This is a genomic window from Caulobacter sp. Root1472 (assembly GCF_001426985.1).
Classification (GTDB): Bacteria; Pseudomonadota; Alphaproteobacteria; order Caulobacterales; family Caulobacteraceae; genus Caulobacter; species Caulobacter rhizosphaerae.
Genome location: NZ_LMFX01000010.1, coordinates 14,317 through 35,961 on the forward strand (window position 1 = coordinate 14,317; position 21,645 = coordinate 35,961).

Consider the following 21,645-nt stretch of genomic DNA (forward strand, 5'->3'; position numbering starts at 1 on the left):
TTAGGCTCCAACCTTCGCGTGGAAGGTCTTGCAAAGATCTCGGACCGCCTCGGGGGAGGTCTGGTCCAGCGTCTGCCGGGCCAGGGCCTGGCAGGCTTCGAGGTTCAGGGCGCGGACCAGGGCCTTGACCTCCGGCACGGTCGCGGCCGTGGCCGACAGCTCGGTGACGCCCAGGCCCAGTAGCACCGGCACGGCGACCAGGTCGGAGGCCAGGCCGCCGCAGACGCCGACCCAGCGGTGGTGACGGGCGGCGCCGGCGCAGGTCTGGGCGATCATCCGCAACACCGCCGGGTGCAGGGCGTCGATGCGGGCGGCCAGTTCCGGATTGCCCCGGTCCATGGCCAGCACGTACTGGGTCAGGTCGTTGGTGCCGATCGACAGGAAGTCGGCCTCGGCGGCCAGCAGGTCGGCGGTGACGGCGGCGGCGGGGGTCTCGATCATCACCCCCAGCTCGACCCGGTCGGTGATCTCCAGCTCGCGCTTGGCCTCTTCCAGCACGGCGCGGACGGCGCGCAGCTCGTCCAGGCTGGCGATCATCGGGACCATGATCCTGCACTGGCCCAGCGGCTTGACCCGCAGGATGGCCCGCAGCTGGGTCTTCAGCAGGTGCGGCCGCCACAGCGAGACGCGCACGCCGCGCAAGCCCAGGGCCGGGTTCTCCTCGGCTGGGATCGGCAGGTAGGGCGCGGCCTTGTCGCCGCCGACGTCCAGGGTGCGGATGATCAGCGGTCGGCCGTCCAGGGCCGAGGCGATGGCCTGGTACTGGCGGGCCTGCTCGTCCTCGTCGGGCGGGGTCTCGCGCTCCAGGAACAGGAACTCGGTGCGCAGCAGGCCCGAGCCCTCGGCGCCGTTGGCGGCGGCGGCCAGGGCGTCGTTCAGCGAGCCGACATTGCCGAACACCTCGATCCGCGTCCCGTCGGCCGTGCGGCTTTCCTGGTGGGCGGCGGCCTTGGCGGCGGCCTTGCGCTCGTGGCGGGCCGCGATGGCGGTCTGGGCGTCGGCCAGCTGGCTGGCGTCCGGCCCAACGCGAAGCGTGCCGTTCTCGGCGTCGAGGATCAGGCTGGCGCCTTCGGTGACGTCCAGGACGCCCGGACCCGCGGCGACGATGGCCGGGATGCCCATGGCGGCGGCCAGGATGGCCACGTGCGAGGTCGGCCCGCCCTTGGCGGTGCAGAAGCCCGCCACCTGGCCGGCCTCGACGCCCATCAGCTGCGAGGGCAGCAGTTCGTCGGCCAGCAGGATCGCGCCGGCCGGCAGGGTCCGGGCCTCGTCCTCCTCGCCGCTGAGGGCGCGCAGCACCTGGCGCTCCAGGTCGATCAGGTCGTCGACGCGCTCGGCCAGCCGCCGGTCGCCCAGGCCGCGCAGGGCCTCGACATAGCCGCCGACGGCGCGCCGCCAGCCGAAGCCGGCGCTCTTGCCCTCGGCGATCAGCCGGTGGGCCGAGGCGGTCAGTTCGGGGTCCTCCAGGAAGGCCAGGTGCGCGCCGAGGATAGCCTTGCGGGCGGTGTCGCCTTTCGCCGCCGCCTGTTCGATCCGGGCGCGAACCTGGACCAGGGCCGCCTCCAGGGCGGCGCGCTCGACCTCGGCCCCGGCGCCCGCCTCGACCACGGCGATCTCGCTGGAGACGAAGCGCACGGCCTGGCCGATAGCCAGGCCCGGGGCGGCCATCACGCCGCGCAGCAGGCCCGGCTCGCTCGGCGCCGCGGGGCGGACGGCCTCGACCACGGCGGCCGACGCGGCGGCCGGCGGCGGAGCCGCGCCCTCGCCCATGCCGCTCTCGATCAGCTCGACGATGGCGGCGACGGCGAAGTCGGCGTCCGGCCCGCTGGCCGCCACGCTGATGCGGTCGCCATGGCGGATGGCCAGGGCCATCACGCCGACCGGGCTCTTGGCGCTGGCCCGGCGGTTGACGGCGACCAGGGCGACGTCCGAGGCGAACTTGCGGGCGCTCTCGGCGATGCGGGCGGCGGGACGGGCGTGGATGCCGTGCTGCAGCGGCACCACCACCTCGCGCGACACCTCGCCCTCGGCGACCGCCAGGGTCGCGCCGGCCCCGCCGATCGCGGCCAGCTCCATCAGGAAGTCGCCGACCGCGGCGGCGTGGTCCTGCTCGCGGCGGACGATCCGGAAGGCGTCGGGATTGGTGATCACCACCGGAGTGATCAGGCTCTTGGCGCGCTGGGACAGCAGGTCCAGGTCGAAGCTGATCAGCTTGTCCCCGGCCTTGACCGCGTCGCCGTCCTTGACGTGGACCTCGAAGCCCTCGCCGCCCAGGCCGACGGTCTCCAGGCCGACATGCATCAGGATCTCGGCGCCGTTGTCGGCCCGCAGGGTGACGGCGTGGCGCGTGGCGTGCACGGCGATCACCTGCCCGTCGCAGGGGGCGTGCAGGGTCGAGCCCAGGGGATCGATGGCCAGGCCGTCGCCCAGCATGCGCTCGGCGAACACCGCGTCGGGCGTCTCGTCCAGCGGGGCGATCCAGCCCTTCAGCGGCGAGGACAGTACGAGATTGGGCACCGATACGCTTCCTGGTTCTTTGAGGATCTAGAGAGGGGTCTTGGTCGGGGTCAGCGTGACCTGGTCGAGCACCAGCGTCGGCTCGACCGTGCGCGCTGTAAAGGTCAGGCAGAGATCGTGCACGCCTTCGCGCCGGGGCAGCACGCCGGCTGCTGTCCCCAGGCCGGGTCCGCGAGCGGCGGCGCCCAGCGGGATGGCGGCGATCCGCTCGCCCGCGCAGCCGTCGATCCGCACCTCCAGCTCGCCGGCCGGGGTGGCCGGCGGGCGCAGCGGGATCTTCTGACGGTCGGCGCCGATCTGGAAGTTGAAGGGGACCTGGCCGATGCGGGCGCTGAGCGTCAGGCCCGTCGACAGGTCCGCGCCCTTCCACACCCAGCAGGGGTTCATCAGGTCGACCGCGAACACCGCGCGCGGGCCGTCGCCGGACCCGGTTTTCGCCGCGTCGTCCTCGAGCGACAGATTGATGCCGGCGCCGCACAGCTCCAGCTGGTGGCTGTCGCGGGTCCAGGCGGCCAGCAGGGTGACCGGATAGTCGCGAACCCGGCCCAGGGCGTCGTCGCCCAGGAACGTCCGGGCTCGGACGGTCTTGCCCGGCGCCAAGGCCAGGGGCGCTTCGTAGAGGCCGGACGCCTTGGTCGGGACCTGGCCGTCGAGCGTGTAGCGGATCTCGCCCAGGCCCAGGCCCGAGGCGAGGGCCACCGAAACCTGGCCGGCGTTGGCCGGGCTCAGGGTCGCCTGCGGCTCGTAGGGGACCGTGTCATGGGCCACGCCCAGCACGTCCAGCCGCGCGCTCTCGGCCGGCAGGCGGGCCACAAAGCTGGCCCAGTCGCGCCGGGCGTCCGGGGTCCAGCCGTTCTCGGCCACGGCGATCAGGCGGGGGAAGGTCATCCGCTCCAGCCGCTCGTCGGTACGCATGTGCTCGGTGAAGGCGGTGGCCTGCAGGCCCAGAATATGGGCGCGCTGGGCCGGGGTCAGGGCGGCCGGGGCGGCGTCGAAGTCGTAGACGTCCCTGAGACTGACGATCTTGATCCGGCCCGGCGGCTCGTCGGCCGAGGCGCTCTGACGGCGGTCCATGTAGAGGGTGCTGTCGGGGGCCAGCACGGCGTCATGGCCCTGGGAGGCGGCGGCGACCGCGCCGTCGATCCCGCGCCAGGACATCACCGTGGCGTTGGGGGCGAGGCCGCCTTCGAGGATCTCGTCCCAGCCGATCATCCGCCGGCCGCGGGCGTTGATGTGCTTTTCGGCCCGCTGGATGAACCAGCTTTGCAGGCCGTGCTCGTCCTTGACGCCCAGGGCCTGGATCTGGGCCTGGACCTCGGGGCTGGCCTTCCACTGATCCTTGACCGCCTCGTCGCCGCCCACGTGGATGTACTCGGACGGGAACAGGTCCATCACCTCGTCGAGCACGTCGTTCAGGAAGCCGAACGTCTCTTCGCTGGGCCGGTAGAGGTAGGGGAACACGCCCCAGTCGCCCATGGCCTCGCGCGGCGGGGCCTTGGTCATGCCGAACCGGGGATAGGCGACCAGCGGGGCCAGGGCGTGGCCGGGCATCTCGATCTCGGGCACGACGGTGATCCCGCGCGCCGCGGCGTAGGCGACCAGGTCGCGCACCTGGTCCTGGGTGTAGAAACCCTGGTAGCGGACCGGCTTGCCGGTCCTGGGGTCCTGGCCCGCCGCCCCGGCCGGGACGCGCCAGGCGCCTTCCGAGGTCAGCTTCGGGTATTTCTTGATCTCCAGCCGCCAGCCCTGGTCGTCGACCAGGTGCCAGTGCAGGACGTTCAGCTTGTGAGCGGCCATCGTGTCGAGGATCGCCTTGATCGTCTCGACGCTCTGGAAATGGCGGGCGCTGTCCAGCATGAAGCCCCGCCAGGCGAAGCGCGGGCTGTCGTCGATGCTGACGGCCGGCAGCTGGGCCGGCCCCTTGGCGGCGTCCTGGACGGCCAGCTGCCAGACGCTGACCGCGCCGTAGAACAGGCCGGCGCGCTTGGCGGCGGTGATCGTCACGCCCGCGGGGGCGACCTGGAGGGCGTAGGCTTCCGGCTTGTCGCCGCCGGCCTGGCCGCGGGCCAGCACGATGGCGGCCTCACCGGCGGGCGGCGCGCCCTCGACGACGGCGAGCTTCAGCCCCCGGGCCTTGGACAACATGTCTGAAAGCTGGCCGGCCACGACGCGGGCCTCGACGTCGCCCGGGGCGACGAAGATCCGGGTGCGGGCGGTCAGGGCGAAGGTCCCCTGGCCCAGCGTCGCCTGGGCGGGCGCCGGCGTCAGGGTCAGGGGTGGTTCAGCGGCGCAGGCCGCCGAAGCGAGGGCCAGGGCGGCGGCCGAAACCGACAGGGCGCCGACCAGTCTCTGGGCGGCGCGGGCGAAGGGTGGAGCGAAGATCATCAAGGGACGCTCACCGGCCAACCGGAAGCAAAAAGCGGGCGGAGCGTTTGACCGCTCCGCCCCAGCTCCATGCTTGCAGTCAGGAGGGCTTGGGTCGCGATCGGCGGCGGGCAGGTCATGAAAAGATCCTGGCCGCAGCCGACGCGACGAACTCGGAAAAAAGGACGGGGCCCGCGGCCCGGATGCCGATGACCCCGTCCATACGGGCTAGAACTTGAACCGGACGCCGCCAAAGACCATGCGGCCGTTCTTGTAGATACGGGCCGGACGGTTCTTGTCGTTGTCGTAGTTGTCGGTCTGCTTCTCGTCGGTGAGGTTCACCGCGTCGAGGCTGAGCGAAATCTGGTCGGTCAGGTTGACGCTGGCCGACGCGTCGAGCGAGGCGATCGAGTCCGACCACAGCTGCCGGTAGCCGCGCTCGGCGTCGTAGTCGACGAAGAACTTGGACCGGTAGTTGTAGGACAGGCGGGCGCTGAAGCGCTCGTTCTCGTAGTAGCCGCTGACGTTGAAGATGTTCTTCGAGTTCGACGGCACCGGCACGCCCGACGACGAACTGGCGTCGGAATAGGTGTAGTTGGCCAGGACGCCGAAGCCGTTCCAGACGGGCATCTGGAAGTTGACCTCGAAGCCCTTGGTCTCGCCGCCCGCCACGTTGACCGGCCGGCCGACATTGTAGTCGCAGCTATAGAGGCCGGCCGATTGCAGGACGCAGTTGTTGGCCGGGTTGACGACCCGCGGGTCGTTGGCGGCGGCCTGCAGCGGCAGCTTCTCGACCGTCGCGCCCTGGACGATGTAGGTCGAGATGTCCTTGTAGAAGAAGTCGACCGACAGGATCGACTGCGGCGCGAAATACCATTCCACCGTCGCGTCGTACTGGTTGGCGCGATAGGGATCCAGGTCCGGGTTGCCGCCCGAGGCCGTCAGCAGGGACTCGGTCAGCGAGGTGAAGCCGGCCATCTGGGCGTAGTCCGGGCGGGCCAGGACCCGGCCGGCGGCCAGGCGGATCACCACGTCGTCACGCACGTCGAACGAGAAGTTCGCCGACGGCAGGATGTCGGTATATTCCTTCTCGCCCGACGTCGGGGCCATCAGGCCGAACGGGTTGTTGATGGCGCCCGGCGTGCCGGCCGACACGCCCACCCGCCAGGCGTTGGTCTCGATCTTGGTGTTGACGACGCGGACGCCGACATTGCCGCGCCAGCCCTCGCCCTTCAGGTTGCCCATCACGTAGCCGCCGAAGGTCTTCTCGTTGAAGTCGAAGCTCTCCAGCGGGCCGAAGTGGTCGCAGTTGTTGAGGTTGATGCAGCCGCCGACATTGGGGTTGTTCGGGTCATAGACCGTGGCCGGACCAAGCTTGGCGTAGATGGCCTCGATCTTGTTCTTGTCGGCGGTGAGGTAGCTGCTGAGCACGCCCGGTCCGCGAATGCCCTTGAGGTAGTCGCCGTCGGTCAGGCCGTTGGCGACGTCGTCCAGACCGCAGGCGTTGTTGCTGCAGCCCGTACCGTTGTTCAGCAGCGCGCGGCGTTGGCCGTAGGTCTGCACCACGTCGCGGTCGTGGTCGGTGTATTTCAGGCCGAACTTGACCGAACTGAACACGCCGCCGTCGAGGAACTTCTCGCCGTCGACGAAGGTGTAGAACTCGTCGTCGTCGTTGACGGTGGTGTTGGCCGAGGCCCAGCCCAGCGTCATCTCGTCATCCGCCGTGGTCGGGTTGATGTCGGTGAAGCTGACCTTCGGCAGGCCGTTCGACAGGTCGTAGGTCAGGCCGGTCGGGGCGTTGGTTTCCCAGAACGGCTGCAGGTCGGTGGCGCCCTTGGCCTTGGTGTAGCCGACGCGGCCGCTGAACTCCCAGCCGTCGGCCGGACGCCACTTGCCGGCCAGGTCGATCGAGCCGACGCTGGTGTGGGCGATGCGGTCGATGGCGTCGAACACCACGCCGTTGCCGCCGATGGCGTTGAAGTTGCCGGCGGTGGCGGTGCCGTTCTCGACGCGGGTGATGTTGAACTGCGAGCCGGGCGAGGTGCTCAGGGCCCCGACCTTCTGGCTAATCCAGGCCATGTAGTTCTGGTTGAAGTTGTCGGCGTCCATCTTGGAATAGAGGCCGGTCAGGTTCAGCTCGAACTTGTCGGTCGGCGCGTACTGGATGGCGAAGTTGGCGCCCTTGCGCTCGCGCGTCTGGGTGAACAGCGACGAGCCGATCAGGCTGGGAGCGTACACCGTCTGGCCCGGCGTGATGCCGCTGATGTTGCCCGCGCCCGAGGCGGTGGTCACGGCCTGGTAGCCCAGGACCTCGATGCCGTCGCGACGGATGCGACGCTTGTCGTAGATGCCGCCGACCAGGACGCCCAGGGTCTTGTCGGCGTTATGCCAGCTGAGCATGGCCGAGGCGGTCGGATCGGTGTTGCCCGACTTCTCGTCGTGGAAGGCCTGGATCGATCCGGACACCGACAGCGGCGCCAGGTCCAGCGGGTTGCGGGTGTGCACATTGACCGTGCCGCCCACGCCGCCTTCGTCGATGTCGGCCATCGGGCTCTTGAAGACCTCGACCTTGCCGACGATTTCCGACGGCAGCATCAGGTAGTTGAAGCTGCGGCTGGCCTTGAACTGGTCGAGAATGAACCAGTCGGCCGTGGCCACGGCGTGGCCGTTCAGCAGGGTGCGGTTCAGGGTCGGCGCGGTGCCGCGGATCGAGATCCGCTCGCCTTCGCCGAATTCGCGCTGGATGGTGACCCCCGGAACCCGCTGCAGCGATTCGGCGACGTTCTTGTCGGGGAACTTGCCGATGTCCTCGGCGGTGATCACGTCGATCACGGCGTTGGCGTTACGCTTGGCCTCGACCGACGCCTGCAGCGAGGCCCGGATGCCGGTGACGACCACTTCGTCGACTTGAGTAGAGTCCTGCGCGAAGGCCGGTGCGGCCAGAGCGACCGCCAGCATGCTGGCGGACGCGGTTAGAATGGTTTTGTGAAACTTTCTCATTATCAAATTCTCCCCGTTGCCAGGCCACTTGAGCTTGGAGCGAGCCCCAAGCCCAATCTGATACCAATTATCTGCGGACATCCGTAGATTGCGGTACTTCTTGGGCCTCGGAGGCTGACTGTGACGGAAAATGGTCGGATGACAAGGCCAAAAAAGAACCAATTCCGGACCATGTTCTTATTGGTACGGAAATGGTCATATGCTATTCCGACGGTCACGGGGTGGCGCAGATTTGAGCGGGGGCATGGAATTGGCGATGTTTTCTGAGAAGATCGGCGGCCTCGCCGGCGACGATCACGCCCCGCTCTACAAGCAGCTGCAGCGCGCCCTGCGCGAGGCGATCCAGACGAAGGTGCTGTCGCCCGACGACGCCCTGCCGGCCGAACGCGACCTGGCCGAGGAATTCGGCATCTCGCGCATCACCGTGCGCAAGGCTCTGGACGGCCTGGTCAGCGAGGGCTTGCTGACCCGCCGCCAGGGCGCGGGCACCTTCGTCGCCGCCCGGGTGGAAAAAAGCTTCTCCAAGCTGTCGTCGTTCACCGAGGACATGATCTCGCGCGGGCGCACGCCGCGCAGCGAGTGGATCAGCAAGGCCGAGGGCCTGGTCACCCCCGAGGAGTCCCTGACCCTGGGCCTGTCGCCCGGCACCCAGGTCTATCGCTTCGCCCGGATCCGCTACGCCGACGGCGCGCCGATGGCCGTGGAATACTCCACCATCGCCGGCTTCGCCCTGCCCTCGGCCGAGGCGGTGGGCGTGTCGCTCTATGAAGCCCTCGCCGCCACGGGCCATCGGCCCGCCCGCGCCCTGCAGCGGCTGCGCGCGGTGCTGTTCACCGCCGAACATGCGGAACTGCTGGGCGTTCCGCCCAAGGACGCCGGCCTGCTGATCGAGCGTCGCGGCTTCCTGAAGGACGGCCGGGCGGTCGAGGTGACCCAGTCCTATTACCGCGGCGACGCCTACGACTTCGTCGCCGAACTGAACGCCCTTTCCTGAAGGGTCCGTGCTGAACGGGGCCCGCCCCGCGCTTATCTGAAGGAACGCCCGTCTTGGAGGCCCATGTCTTGACCCGATCCGCCCCCCCTGCCGAACCTTCCTCCACGCCGGGGCGCCTGACGGCGGAATCGACCCGCATGTTCCTCGAGGCCGGCCAGGCCTCGCAGGTGGTCGCCGCCCAGCTGGCGGCCAACGCCGCCCGCGCGGCCAGGATCGCCGAGCGGCTGCGGGCCACGCCGCCCCGCGCCGTGGTCACCTGCGCGCGGGGCAGCTCGGACCACGCCGCCACCTTCGCCAAGTACCTGATCGAGACCCGCACCGGCGTGCTGACCTCATCGGCCGCCCTGTCGGTCAGCTCGGTCTACGCCGCCCAGCAGGACCTGGGCGAGGTGCTGTACCTGGCCATTTCCCAGTCGGGCAAGAGCCCCGACCTGCTGGCCTCGGTCCAGGCCGCCAAGGACGCCGGGGCCTTCGTCATCGCCCTGGTCAACGACACCACCTCGCCCCTGGCCGCCCTGGCCGACGAGGTCCTGCCGCTGCACGCCGGGCCCGAGCTGAGCGTGGCGGCCACCAAGTCCTATATCGCCGCCCTGGCGGCCATCGCCCAGCTGGTCGCCGCCTGGACCGGGGACGACGACCTGACCGCCGCCCTCGCCACCCTGCCCGCCCTGCTGGCCGAGGCCTGGACCCTGGACTGGACGCCGGCCGTCGAGCGCCTGAAGCTGGCCCGCAACCTCTATGTGCTGGGCCGCGGCGTCGGCTTCGGCGTGGCCCAGGAAGCGGCCCTGAAGTTCAAGGAAACCTGCGGCCTGCACGCCGAGGCCTTCAGCGCCGCCGAGGTGCTGCACGGGCCGATGGCGCTGGTCAAGGCAGGCTTCCCGGTCCTGGTGTTCGCCCAGAACGACGAGAGCCGCGACAGCGTCGACGCCATGGCCAAGGGCGTGGCCGAGCGGGGCGGCGACGTGCTGCTGGCCGGCGCGGGTGAAGCGGGCGCCGGCGCGCTTCCCGCCCTCGCCGCCCACCCGGTGATCGAGCCGATCCTGATGATCCAGAGCTTTTACCGCATGGCCAACGCCCTGTCGGTGGCCCGCGGCTACGATCCCGACAGCCCTCCGCACCTCAACAAGGTCACAGAAACCGTCTGATGCAGTCCGTTCTCGTCAATGGCCGCATCCTGACGCCGCAGGGGATCGTCGACGGCAAGGCCGTGGTGATCCGCGACGGCCGGATCGCGGCCCTCCTCGCCCCCGCCGACACCCCGGCCGACGCCGCGCGCCACGACCTGGACGGCGGCCTGCTGGTCCCAGGCTTCATCGACACCCAGGTCAACGGCGGCGGCGGGGTGTTGTTCAACGACTCCACCACCGTCGAGGCCATCGCGGCCATCGGCGCCGCCCACCGGTCCTACGGGACCACCGGCTTCCTGCCCACCCTGATCAGCGACGACCTGGCCGTGGTCGACGCCGCCATGCGGGCGACCGAGCAGGCGATCGAGGCCGGCGTGCCCGGCGTGCTGGGCGTTCACATCGAGGGCCCGTTCCTCAACGCCAAGCGCAAGGGCATCCACGACGCCAGCAAGTTCCGCACCCTCGACGACCAGGCCGTGGCCTTGCTCAGTTCGCTCAAGCGCGGCAAGACCCTGGTGACTCTGGCCCCGGAAACCACCACGCCCGAGCGGGTGCGCCGCCTGACCGAGGCCGGGGTGATCGTCGCCGCCGGCCACACCAACGCCGCCTTTGGCACGGTGCGCAAGGCCCTGGACGCGGGCCTGACCGGCTTCACCCACCTGTTCAACGCCATGTCGCCGCTGACCAGCCGCGAGCCGGGCGTGGTGGGCGCGGCCCTGGAAAGCCAGACCGCCTGGTGCGGGATCATCGTCGACGGCCGCCACGTGGATCCCGCCGTGCTGCGCATCGCCCTGCGCACCCGGCCGCTGGACCGCTTCATGCTGGTGACCGACGCCATGCCCACGGTCGGCATGGCGGACAAGAGCTTCGACCTGCAGGGGCGGCATATCCGCGTGGTCGACGGGGTGTGCGTCGACGACCACGGCACCCTGGCCGGCTCTGACCTGGACATGATCGGCGCGGTGCGCAACGCCGTGGCGATGATGGGCCTGTCGCTGGAGGACGCGGTTCGCATCGCCTCGGCCGCTCCCGCCGCCTTCTTGGGCCTGGCGGGCCAGCGCGGCGCCATCCAGACCGGCCAGGCCGCCGACCTGGTGCTGCTGGACGAGGCCCTGACCGTGCGCCGCACCTGGATCGACGGCGTCGCGAGCTGATAGACCGCTTCCCTGTGGGACGCGGACAAGGACCAAAGAAGAAGGGCGCTGGTCTGCACCAGCGCCCTTCGGTCGTTTCGGTAAGGCGGCGATCTAGAACTTGTACCGCACGCCCAGATAGAACTGACGGCCGAAGTGGACGTACTCTTCCGAGCTCATGCGCGTGGAGTCGTCGACCTTGCTGTCTTCCTGGTCGGTCAGGTTGATCGCTTCGAGGGTGACCGTGAACTTGTTGAACTCGTAGCTGACCTGACCGTCGAGGTTGAAGGTCTTTTCCTTGATCCGCACGTCGTTGTTGTTGGTCGCCGAGGGGGCCACCTGGATCAGGTACTGGTCGCGATACGAACCCGAGATCCGCGCCTTGAAGCCGGCGTTCTCGTAGTAGAGCGTGGCGTTGAAGGCGTCGGGCGACAGGTTGAGCAGCGGCTGGGTGACCAGCACCGCCGGGGCGGTCTGGACCCGGGGCGTACCGCCGAACGTCGGCGACTTGATGATGTAGTCGATATCGCTCTTGACGTGGGTGTAGTTGACGATCGCGCCGAACTTGTCGAACGGGGCCGGCAGGAAGGTGAACGGACGCTGGGCGCTCAGTTCGAAGCCGCGCAGCTTGCCGCCCGGGCTGTTGATGTTGGTCGTCACCGTGAACGGCGAGGCGCTGGTGTTGCCGTTGCTCAGCAGGCTGTTGGGCAGGCCGGTCTCGGACCAGGTCATGACCTCGGCCGTCTGCTGGATATAGGACTTGATGTCCTTCTGGAAGAAGCCGGCCGACAGCAGGGTTTCCTTGTCCGGATACCATTCGAAGCTGAGGTCCAGATTGTTGGCCAGCATCGGATCGAGATCCGGGTTGCCGCGCGTCAGGGTCTGCGCGCTCTGGCTCATGGCGGTGAAGCCCGGAGTCAGGTTCTGCAACTGCGGACGCGTCATCACCTTGGCGGCGGCGAAGCGGATGAAGAAGTTCTCCATCGGCTGGGCCGAGATGTTCAGGGCGGGCAGGGTGTTGGTGTACTCGCGGCTCACCGACTGGGTCGCGTCGGTGGCCATCTGCTCGGAAATGGTGCCGAACGGCGTGCTCACCGGCGTGGCGACGTTGCCGGCGTTGTAGTGGCCGGTCGCCGACTGCTCGGTCTTCACATAGCGGACACCGAGGTTGCCTCGGATCGGGATGTTGAAGATGTCGTAGTCGAAGTCACCCTGGATGTAGAAGGCGGTGTCCTTTTCGGTGATCTCCCGCAGCGCGCCCAGCTGGTTGAGCACGCTGAGGCGGAAGTCGCCGTTGGCGTTGATGCAGTTGCAGTCGTAGCCGATGGCCTTCTTCAGCTTGTCCAGGTCGGGCGCGATCCACGAGGTCGGCACGCCGCTCGGCAGGTCGAGGCCGCGGCCGAAGCCGGTGATCAGGCGCGAGACGTCGGCGACGGTGACGCCGGCCGGCAGCGGATAGCCGGCCTCGGCCGTGAAGGTCGTGCCCGTGGCCGCCAGGTTGCGCGAGAACAGGCGCTTTTCCCATGAGGAGAAGCCGTATTCCTTGTAATCGCCGCCATAACGCAGCTTGAAGCCGTCGAGGATCTCGTAGTCGACGTCGGCCCGGAAGGTCTTGAAGGTGTTGACCGCCTTGCTGGGACGCAGGCGCAGGAGCGACGCGTCGCCGTTGGTGTTGCTGGCGGTGTAGGTGAAGTTGGCCGGGTTGGTCGGATCGAAGCCGTAGCTGAAGCTCGGCAGCTTGTCGTCGGCCGAGTAGTCATAGCTGTAGTTGTCGCTGTTGTAGCGATCGAACGAGAACGTGGTCTGGACAGGGTTGTCCTGGATCGACCGCGACTGGCCATAGACGATGTTCAGGTGGCCGGCGTCGCCGAACTTGGTGTCGTAGGTCAGGGTGAACTGGTTGAACTCGGTCTTCAGGTCGTCGTGGCGATATTCGACCCGGGCGTCGACGTCGTCGAACGTGCCCTTGATCAGGTGGCCCTTGTCGTCGGCCTGGAAGTTGACCACGTCGGTCTGGGGCACGCCCGCGCCGCTGCGGCTGAACGAGATGACTTCCAGATAGGTCTCGTCGCGGTTGTTGGTGAACTTGGCCAGCAGGCCGTCCAAGGTCAGGGTCGAGTTCTCGGTGGGACGCCATTGCAGCGAACCGGTGACGCCCAGGCGCTTCTGGTCGTACTGCAGGCGGCCATAGCGCGGGATGCGCGGGTGCCACAGGTTGTTGGCGGTGCCGGCGGCGGCCGTGGTGGTCGGGGTGGTGCCGCCGACGACGGTGCCGATCTGGGCGCAGGTCAGGGGCGGGCCGCTGACCGGGTTATAGGCCGCGCCGGTGCAGGGGAAGGCCGTCGCCGAGTTGAACGCCACGCTGGGATTTTCCCAGCGGCCGGTCGAGGAGCCTTCTTCCAGCGTCTTGCGCTCGGCGTAGGCCACCGAGATCAGGGCGCCGATCTCGCCGATGCCGGTGTCCCAGCGGTTGCTGGCCAGGAAGGTGAAGCGCGGGTCCTTCTTCCGCGACAGGTCGTTCCAGCCGATCTTGGCGCCCATGCTCATGGCCGGGCCGCTGAAGTCGAACGGACGCGAGGCCTGCAGGTCGATGATCGCGCCCAGCGAGCCTTCCTCGTTCATGGCCGAGGTCGACTTGCGCACGGTGACGCTGTTGAACAGCTCCGAGGCGAAGATCGAGAAGTCGAACTGGCGGCCGCGGTTGGCGCCGCCCGAGCTGTCCTTGCCGCCGGTGGTGGCCAGGGCTTCCAGGCCGTTCAGGCGCACCACGGTGAAGTCGGGACCCAGGCCGCGGACGGTGATCGTACGGCCTTCGCCGCCGTCACGGTCGATCGACACGCCCGGCACGCGCTGCAGCGACTCGGCCAGGTTCAGGTCGGGGAAGTCGGCGATGTCCTGCGCCTTGATGACGTCGACCAGGTCGTTTTCGCGGCGCTTGATGTCCAGGGCGTTGGCCAGGCTGGCCCGGAAGCCGGTGACGACCACTTCCTCGACGGCGGTGTCGTCGGCGGCGGGCGCCGGCGTTTCCTGCGCGGCGGCGGCGCCGGCCAGCGCCATAGCCATCAGCATGGCGCCGCTGGACGCACCGAGCTTCAGCGCGCGAACGCGCTGCTTAGAGACCTGAGACAATGGATCCTCCTCCCGTGACCACGTTTCTTTTGAACGACGCTTTCGCGTCGCCCGGCCGAAGAGTGCGTCCGCGCTTCCTTCCCGCGCGGCCGTTCTTGGGCCGTCTATTCTGACACCGGTGTCAAATCTCCGCGAGACCTTGTCCTGACACCGGTAGCAATGCAAGCGGTATCAAATGAAACCGCCGATCACAAGATGGCTGAAGCGTGGCGGAATGTAGCGGCGTGGCAATCGTGTCGTTTGGGCCACATCAAGGTCAAGCTTGCCGCGTCGGCGCCGGCTCAGGCCTCGTCGATCCGCCGTTGGCTGACCTTGTTGAGCCCGTCGATCACCGCCCGGCGCTGGTCGGGACTCAGGTCGGCGGTGCGCAGCAGCCGCAGGGCGTTGATGTGCACGTCGACCGCGTCCCAGCGCCAGGCGCCGGCCTCGGCGCAGTTGTCGACCAGGGCGCAGAACGAGACCGCCGCCTGGTCGACGCACGATCCCGGCAGGAAGCCTGAGACGTCGATGATGCGCAGGGCCAGGGCGTAGAGATCCTGGAACGCCCCGGCGACGCGGGTCGCCGCCGCCGGCCGGCCGAACCGGGCGTCGATCTCGGCCAGGGCGGCGTCCAGCACCGCCAGCGACTCGGCGCGCAGCGGCTCCAGCGCCGCGTCGGCGGCCGCCAGGGCGTCCTTGGCCGTCACGCCGCCATTGGCCCGGACCAGCATCGACAGGCGGTTGGGGGCGCGGAATTTACGCATGACGCTCATGACTTGGCTTTCTCGGAGTCGGCGGACTCCAGCGACGGGGCGCCGGGCGGGCGGAGCGCTTGCGGGGGATCCTCGCGGCGACGCCCCTTGGCGCCGGCTGGCGGGCCGTCGTTCTTGAACCGGCGGTCGGGACCCAGATAGGTCTCGCACTCGATGAACTGGCGATCTTCCCTGGCCGCCCACAGGATGCGCTCCAGCACGATCTTGGGCGTGATCGGCTTGGCGATCGTGAAGTTGGCGCCGGCGTCACGGCCCTTGAACACCTGCGAGGGCGGCGTGTGGCCCGAGACCAGGATCACCGCCAGGTAACGGTTGGCCTCCAGGGCGCCGCGGCGCAGCCACTTGACCAGCTCGTAGCCATCCACCCCGGCCATGTTGGTGGCGCTGATGACCAGGTCGAACGTGCGCTCGCGCAGCAGGGTCTGGGCCGCCCTGGCGCCGTCGGCGCGCGTCAGGTTCCCTACGCCGAAGCCGAGCAGCACCTGGGACAGCAGGTTCAGCGACGGGATGCTGTCGTCGACCAGCAGCACCTCGACCTTCTCGAGATTGATGCGGGCCGAGGCGTGGAGCGGTTCGCGCATGGCCTAGAAGAAGTCGAGCTCGCCGGCCGTGGCGTCCCAGCCGTCGTGGTTTTTCGCGTCGCGCAGGCGCACCACGAGGTCGGCCAGGCCGAGGCCCTCGAGCAGCGGCTCGACGGCCATGCTCCATTCGCCGGAGGCATGCTGGCCGATGCGGGCCAGCACCTCCGACAGACCGTGCAGGCGCTGGCTCAGCTCGTCCAGGGCCTGCAGCCGCGACAGGTTCTCCAGAGCCGCGCCGCCGCTGGCCAGGTCGCCGGCGACGTGCTCGCAATCGCGGCAGATCGCCGCCGCCGCCATCAGCTCCGCCGCCAGCCGACGCGAGAGCTCGCCGACGGGCAACTGCCCGGGGGAGGTCTCGTCGGTGTCGGTCAGGGCGAGCGGCTGGGCGGTCATGGGCGTCAGAACAGGTCCACGTCGCCGCTGGACGCGGCGGGCATCGGGGCGGGCGCGGGACGACGGACGTCCTGCGGGGCGTTGTCGACGGCGACCAGGCGCTGGCGCACCCGACCGGACGCGGGCCAGAACTCGACGCGGCGGGCCGACAGACCGCCGGTGCTGGACGAGACGATCGGAATGCCCTCGTCGCGCAGGAAGCGCTCGGCGAAGGCGGCGTTGCTGGCGCCGACGTCCGAAAGGCCGTCGAACAGCTTGCCCCCGCCGAAGATCTTGGCCTCGAGGCGCTCGCGACGGGCGCCCTTCTTCAGGAGGCCGTTGATCAGCAGCTCCATGGCGTAGGCGCCGTAGCGGACGGCGTCGCCGCTGTCCTTGCTGCGATCGCCGGAGTCCGGCAGCAGGAAGTGGTTCATGCCGCCGATGCCCGTGGTCGGATCGCGCAGGCAGGCGGCGATGCACGAACCGAGCACCGTGGTCATGACCACGTTCGGGTCGGCCGACACGTGGCTCTCGCCCTGGGTGACGTGAACCTTGATCGCGGGGCCCGCTTCGTCTGGGTAGGGGTCTCGACCGATCATGTCAGTTGGCCAAAGACCTGTTCGATCTTTTCCTTCAGGCCTTGGACGGTGAACGGCTTGACGCAGTAGTTGTTGACGCCGAACTGCACGGCGCGCTGGACCAGCTCGCGATCGGCCCGGCCGGTCAGCATGACGAAGGCCGTCTGGCGGATCGGCGGGTGCGAGCGCACCGCGCGCAGCAGGGCCAGCCCGTCCATCTTCGGCATGTTGAAGTCCGAGATGACCAGGTTGGCCGGCTTGGCCAGGAGGTTCTTGAGCGCCTCCTCGCCGTCGGGGGCCTCGCGGATGTCCTTGAAGCCGATCTGCTGCAAGGCGTTGCGGATCAACGCCCGCATGGTCAGCTGGTCATCGACGACGAGAACGGAAATGGAGCTTGCTTGGGGCATGGGTTCATCGCCTCGCGGAGGCCAGATCGAGGATGGTTTGGCCCATGGAGGACAGGGGAACCTGCTTCTCCACGGCGCCGAGTTCAAAAGCCGTGCGCGGCATGCCGTAGACGACGCAGCTCTGCTCGTCCTGGCCGATCGTCCGGGCGCCGGCCTTGCGCATGGCCAGCAGGCCCTGCGCGCCGTCGCGGCCCATGCCGGTCAGGATGGCGCCCACCGCCTTGTCGCCGACCGCCTGGGCCACCGAGTTGAACAGCACGTCGACCGACGGCCGGTGGCCGCTGACCGGGTCGCCCTGGACCAGGCGGCAGCGCAGCCCGGCCGAGCGAACGACCTCCAGGTGGGTCGCCCCGCCCGGCGCGACATAGACCTTGCCCGGCTCCAGCAGGGCGCCGTCGACGGCTTCCTGCACCCGGGCGCCGCTGGCGCGGTCGAGGCGGGCGGCGAAGCTGGCCGTGAAGGTGGCCGGCATGTGCTGGGTGATCACCGTCGGCGGACCGGTTTCGGGGAACTGGCTGAGGATCGACAGCAGGGCTTCCACCCCGCCGGTCGACGAGCCGATCGCCACGATGTCGCCCGACGGCAGGTAGTTCAGGCGGCGGGCCGTGGCTGGCGCGGCGTCGGCCTTGGTCCGCACCGAGGCTCGAGCCGCGGCCTTGACCTTGTCGGCCACCTCGGCCAGGGCCTCGGCGGTGCCGGTCGCGTTGGTGGGCTTGCCCACGCAGTCGACGGCGCCAAGCTCCAGCGCGCGCAGGGTCATCTCGGCGCCGGCCTGGGTCAGGCTGGAGACCATGACCACCGGCATCGGCCGCAGGCGCATGATCTTCTCGAGGAACTCGATGCCGTTCATGTTCGGCATCTCGATGTCGAGGGTGACGACGTCGGGGTTCAGGGCCTTGATCATGCCCCGGGCCTCGAACGGGTCGCCGGCGGCGCCGACCACCTCGATCTCGGGGTCACGGGTCAGGGCGGCCGTGATCAGGCTCCGCATGGTGGCGGAGTCGTCGACGACGAGGACGCGAATCTTGGCCATCAGCGACCCACCTTGCGGTAGGCGGTCAGGCCGGCGCTTTCGAAAGCGGTAATGGAAGCACCCACACGTTCGGAATGGCCGACATAGAGCTTGCCGCCCGGGGCGACCAGCGGCGCGAAGCGCTGCCAGACCCGCTCCTGGGTGGGCTCGTCGAAATAGATGACGACGTTGCGGCAGAAGATGGCGTCGAACGGCCCCTTCATCGGCCAGCTGGGACCGTTCAGGTTCAGCTCGCGGAACGCCACCAGCTGGCGGGCCGTCTCGCAGACCCGGAAGCTGCGGCGGTCGCTGGCGTCGCGCTCGAAATACTGGCTGCGCATGTTGGCGGGGATGCCTTCGAGGAGCTGCTCCTCGTAGACCGCCGCCCGGCCCGTCGCCAGCACGTTGGTGTCGATGTCGGTGCCCAGGATCCGGATGTCCAGCTCGGCGGCGTTCGGCCACACCGACAGCACGGTGAAGGCCATCGAATAGGGCTCCTGGCCCGACGAGCAGGCCGCCGACCACAGGCGCAGGCGCCCGCCGGCCCGGACCTTGTCGGCCATCGGCTCCAGGATGTTGGCGCGCAGGTCGTCGAAATGGTGCGGCTCGCGGAAGAACCGGGTGACGTTGGTCGTCAGGGCCCGGAGCATATGCTGCTGCTCGTCGACATTGCCGTCCTGGGCGACGAACGCGCAGTACTCCGCGAACGACTTCAGGCCCAGGGTGCGCAGGCGCTTGGCCAGGCGCGAATAGACCAGGGTCGCCTTGCTGTCGGGCAGGCTGATGCCGGCCTGCTCGTACAGCAGGGCGGCGATCCGCTTGAAGTCGGCGCCCGTGAAGGCGAACTCGCCGTCGACGAGGGCCTCACGGCGATCGGAGAAGGAGGTCGAGGGTGTGGTCATATCAGGCGGCCAGGGCCTCGCGCTCGGGGAGCAGGCGGTCCAGCGAGATCTCGCTGATCATCCGCCCTTCGATGGAAATGATGCCGCGCACGAAGTGGCGGACGTTCTCGCAGGCGATGTCCGGGGTGGGCTGGCACATCTCGTCGGTGATCGACAGGATGTCGGACACCGCGTCGACCAGCAGGCCGACCGTGCGGTCGCCGGCCTGGACCACGATGAACACGCTACGCACGTTCGGCTCGGTGGTCGGCATGCCAATGCGGGCGGCCAGGTCCATGATCGGCAGGACGGCCCCGCGCAGGTTGATCACGCCGCGCATGTAGGCGGGCGACTGCGGCAGGGTGGTGGCCGGGCTCCAGCCGCGGATCTCGCGGACGGCCATGATGTCCACGCAGTATTCCTGCTCGCCCACGCGGAACGAGATCAGTTCGCGGGTTTCGCTGCTGTGGATGGCGTTGGGTTCGGTCATCGGGCTATTCCGCGGCGATGAGGCTGGGGTCGACGGCGGGCGGCGGGCTGCGGCGACGCAGGTTGATCACCGCGTCGACGTCGAGGATCAGGGCCACCCGGCCGTCGCCCAGGATCGTCGCGGCGGCGACGCCCTCGACCTGCTGGTAGTTCTGTTCCAGCGACTTGATGACCACCTGGCGCTGGCCGTGGATGGCGTCGGCCACCAGGGCGGCGCGCGAGCCGTCCTCGCCCTCGACCAGCAGCACCACGCCCTCGGTCGCCGACGGCGATTTGCTGCGATAGTTCAGGGTCAGGCCCACGTCGATCAGCGGCACGAAGCTGTCACGCACGGCCAGGACCGAACCGGTCGGACCCAGGGGCCGGATTTCCTCGGCCTTGGGCCGCAGGCTTTCGACGATGCAGGCCAGCGGGATGACCAGGGTCTCGCCGGCCACGTCGACCACCATGCCGTCCAGGACAGCCAGGGTCAGCGGCAGGCTCAGCGTGAAGGTCGAGCCCAGGCCCGGACGCGACGAGATCGAGATGCGACCGCCCAGCGCCTGGACGCTGCGCTTGACCACGTCCATGCCGACGCCGCGGCCCGAGACGTCCGAGATCTTGTCGGCGGTCGAGAAGCCCGGGAGGAAGATCAGGTTGTCGATCTCCTCGTCGGTCAGGGTCAGGTCCGGCGAGATCAGGCCCTTGTTGACGGCGATCGACAACACCCGCTCGCGGTTGATGCCCTTGCCGTCGTCCTGGACCTCGATGACGATCCGGCCGCTGCGATGCAGGGCGGCCAGGCGCACGACGCCTTCGGGATTCTTGCCGGCCGCCTTGCGCTCCTCGGGGCTTTCCAGCCCGTGGTCGATGGCGTTGCGCAGCATGTGGGTGATCGGATCGGCCAGACGCTCGATGACCGTCTTGTCGACCTCGGTGTTCTCGCCGTCCATCACCAGGCGGGCCTGCTTGCCCGTCATGTTGGCGACTTCGCGGACCAGGCGCGGCATGCGCTGGAACACCGACTTCACCGGCTGGGCGCGGATGGCCATCACGCTGTCCTGGATCTGGCGGGTGAGCTGCTCCAGCTCATCCAGGCCCATGGCCAGGTTCGACGACGGGGCGATGCCGTATTCGCCGACGCGTTGGGCCAGCATGGCCTGGTTGATGACCAGCTCGCCGACCAGATCGATCAGGTGGTCGATGCGCTCGGGATCGACGCGGATCACCGACTGGCCCGGACCGGGGACGTCGATCTGGGCCGGCTTGGCGGCGGGGGCGGCGGCCGGGGCGTTGGCGGCGACCGGAGCGGCGGCGGGCGTCGGAGCCGGCGCGGCGACGGGGGCCGGCGGGGCGATCTCGACGACCGGAGCGGCGGCGACGACCGGCGCTTCGACCGGGACGTCGATCGCGGCGGGCGCGGGCGCCGGAGCGGCCACGTCCAGCAGGGTCGCCAGCACCTCGGCCACCGGGGCCTCGCCGCGGGTGATCTCCAGGTCGCAGTCGCCGTCGACGAATTCGAAGACTTCGCGGATGGCCTCCTCGCCCTGGTCCGTCTCGAGCCGGACGCTCCAGGTGACGTAGGCGGCTTCGGGATCGATGAATTCCAGGGCCGGCAGGGCGCTGTCGTCCAGGGTCGCCTGGATCGGGCCCAGGCGACTCAGCTCGCGCAGCAGCAGGGCCGTCTCGTTGGCCTTGCGGTACAGGTCGGACTTCGGACGGATCGACACCGTCCAGACATTGCCGTCTAGCACGGCCGCGTCGGCGGCCTGGGCGTCGAGGGTGATGGTCATCGGCTGGAAGTCGAAGCCCAGGTCGTCGTCGTCCATCCCGTCATCCGCGCCGACCACGATCGGGGCGGCGTCGACGTACCGAGGAGTCTCGACCACCGGCGCGGCGGCGGCCGGAACAGGCGCGGCGGCGGGGTCGGTGACCGCCTTCAGTTCGGCGGCCATGGCGGCCGAGGCGTCCATGTCGACCACGCCCAGGCCGCGAGCGGCGCTGACATGGTCGGCCAGCACGTCCGAGGCGCGCAGCAGCAGGGCCGTCAGGTCCGGCGTGCCCGGGATCTCGTTCGACCGCAAGGCGTCCAGCAGGGTCTCGAACACGTGGGCGAAGCGCACCAGCGGTTCCAGGCCGAAGGCGCCGGCGCCGCCCTTGATCGAGTGCACGGCCCGGAAGACGGCGTTGACGGTGTCGCCATCGTCGTTGCCGTCCTGCATGGCCAAGAGCCCGCCTTCAAGATCGGCGAGCAGTTCCTCGCATTCCTGAAAGAAGGTGACCTTGATGGCCTCTAGCTCGTCCATTCCCCGACTTCCTACAAAGGTATT

The 21,645-nt window shown here is 69.3% G+C and carries 16 protein-coding genes; 3 read left to right on the plus strand and 13 right to left on the minus strand.

The features are described 5' to 3' along the window. From ptsP to ASD47_RS08215, 3 genes are all read right to left on the minus strand, one after another. Nucleotides 1-2,517 carry a phosphoenolpyruvate--protein phosphotransferase gene (gene ptsP / locus ASD47_RS08205; protein ID WP_156402170.1) on the minus strand — a complete coding sequence of 839 codons (2,517 nt, stop codon included), beginning with the start codon at nucleotides 2,515-2,517 and terminating at the stop codon, nucleotides 1-3. A 27-nt stretch (nucleotides 2,518-2,544) separates the two neighbouring features. Then, a complete protein-coding gene (locus ASD47_RS08210; protein WP_056754255.1) occupies nucleotides 2,545-4,902 on the minus strand; it encodes a family 20 glycosylhydrolase in 2,358 nt (785 codons plus the stop codon). 207 nt (nucleotides 4,903-5,109) lie between these two features. Then, nucleotides 5,110-7,881 carry a TonB-dependent receptor gene (locus ASD47_RS08215; RefSeq protein WP_056754258.1) on the minus strand — a complete coding sequence of 924 codons (2,772 nt, stop codon included), beginning with the start codon at nucleotides 7,879-7,881 and terminating at the stop codon, nucleotides 5,110-5,112. 244 nt (nucleotides 7,882-8,125) lie between these two features. On the opposite strand from ASD47_RS08215, the gene ASD47_RS08220 reads away from it, so the two are divergent. From ASD47_RS08220 to nagA, 3 genes are read left to right on the plus strand one after another with little or no spacing between them, the layout of a single operon-like run. Then, entirely contained in the window at nucleotides 8,126-8,875 is a 750-nt protein-coding gene (locus ASD47_RS08220) for a GntR family transcriptional regulator (RefSeq protein WP_235525826.1), read from the plus strand. Nucleotides 8,876-8,928: 53 nt separating this feature from the next. After that, a complete protein-coding gene (locus ASD47_RS08225; protein WP_056754262.1) occupies nucleotides 8,929-10,020 on the plus strand; it encodes an SIS domain-containing protein in 1,092 nt (363 codons plus the stop codon). Next, nucleotides 10,020-11,156: an N-acetylglucosamine-6-phosphate deacetylase gene (nagA, locus tag ASD47_RS08230; protein ID WP_056754265.1), complete on the plus strand. Its 1,137-nt coding sequence runs from the start codon at nucleotides 10,020-10,022 to the stop codon at nucleotides 11,154-11,156. The genes ASD47_RS08225 and nagA overlap by 1 nt, the downstream gene beginning before the upstream one ends. A gap of 93 nt (nucleotides 11,157-11,249) precedes the next feature. Here nagA and ASD47_RS08235 read toward each other — a convergent pair whose 3' ends face one another. From ASD47_RS08235 to ASD47_RS08280, 10 genes are all read right to left on the minus strand, one after another. Further along, entirely contained in the window at nucleotides 11,250-14,204 is a 2,955-nt protein-coding gene (locus tag ASD47_RS08235) for a TonB-dependent receptor (RefSeq protein WP_369800270.1), read from the minus strand. A gap of 341 nt (nucleotides 14,205-14,545) precedes the next feature. Then, a complete protein-coding gene (locus tag ASD47_RS08240; RefSeq protein WP_056754270.1) occupies nucleotides 14,546-15,016 on the minus strand; it encodes a hypothetical protein in 471 nt (156 codons plus the stop codon). Beyond that, nucleotides 15,013-15,597 carry a response regulator gene (locus ASD47_RS08245; RefSeq protein ID WP_056754273.1) on the minus strand — a complete coding sequence of 195 codons (585 nt, stop codon included), beginning with the start codon at nucleotides 15,595-15,597 and terminating at the stop codon, nucleotides 15,013-15,015. The genes ASD47_RS08240 and ASD47_RS08245 overlap by 4 nt, the downstream gene beginning before the upstream one ends. Nucleotides 15,598-15,600: 3 nt before the next feature. Further along, the gene (locus ASD47_RS08250) at nucleotides 15,601-15,990 is read right to left on the minus strand and encodes a hypothetical protein (protein ID WP_056754276.1); all 390 of its coding nucleotides are present in this window, start codon (nucleotides 15,988-15,990) and stop codon (nucleotides 15,601-15,603) included. Between the two features lie 5 nt (nucleotides 15,991-15,995). Beyond that, entirely contained in the window at nucleotides 15,996-16,568 is a 573-nt protein-coding gene (locus ASD47_RS08255; RefSeq protein ID WP_056754279.1) for a chemotaxis protein CheD, read from the minus strand. Next, nucleotides 16,565-16,954 (minus strand): response regulator, encoded by a 390-nt coding sequence (locus tag ASD47_RS08260; RefSeq protein ID WP_019847929.1) that lies wholly within the window; start codon nucleotides 16,952-16,954, stop codon nucleotides 16,565-16,567. Before ASD47_RS08260 ends, ASD47_RS08255 begins: the two co-directional genes overlap by 4 nt. A 4-nt stretch (nucleotides 16,955-16,958) precedes the next feature. Further along, entirely contained in the window at nucleotides 16,959-17,987 is a 1,029-nt protein-coding gene (locus ASD47_RS08265; protein WP_056754281.1) for a chemotaxis response regulator protein-glutamate methylesterase, read from the minus strand. Beyond that, nucleotides 17,987-18,868 carry a protein-glutamate O-methyltransferase CheR gene (locus ASD47_RS08270; protein ID WP_056754284.1) on the minus strand — a complete coding sequence of 294 codons (882 nt, stop codon included), beginning with the start codon at nucleotides 18,866-18,868 and terminating at the stop codon, nucleotides 17,987-17,989. The genes ASD47_RS08265 and ASD47_RS08270 overlap by 1 nt, the downstream gene beginning before the upstream one ends. Before the next feature lies 1 nt (nucleotide 18,869). Further along, nucleotides 18,870-19,337: a chemotaxis protein CheW gene (locus ASD47_RS08275; RefSeq protein WP_056754288.1), complete on the minus strand. Its 468-nt coding sequence runs from the start codon at nucleotides 19,335-19,337 to the stop codon at nucleotides 18,870-18,872. Nucleotides 19,338-19,341: 4 nt separating this feature from the next. Then, nucleotides 19,342-21,621, minus strand: coding sequence for a chemotaxis protein CheA (locus ASD47_RS08280; protein WP_056754290.1), 2,280 nt, complete (start codon nucleotides 21,619-21,621; stop codon nucleotides 19,342-19,344). Between the last annotated feature and the right edge of the window lie 24 nt (nucleotides 21,622-21,645).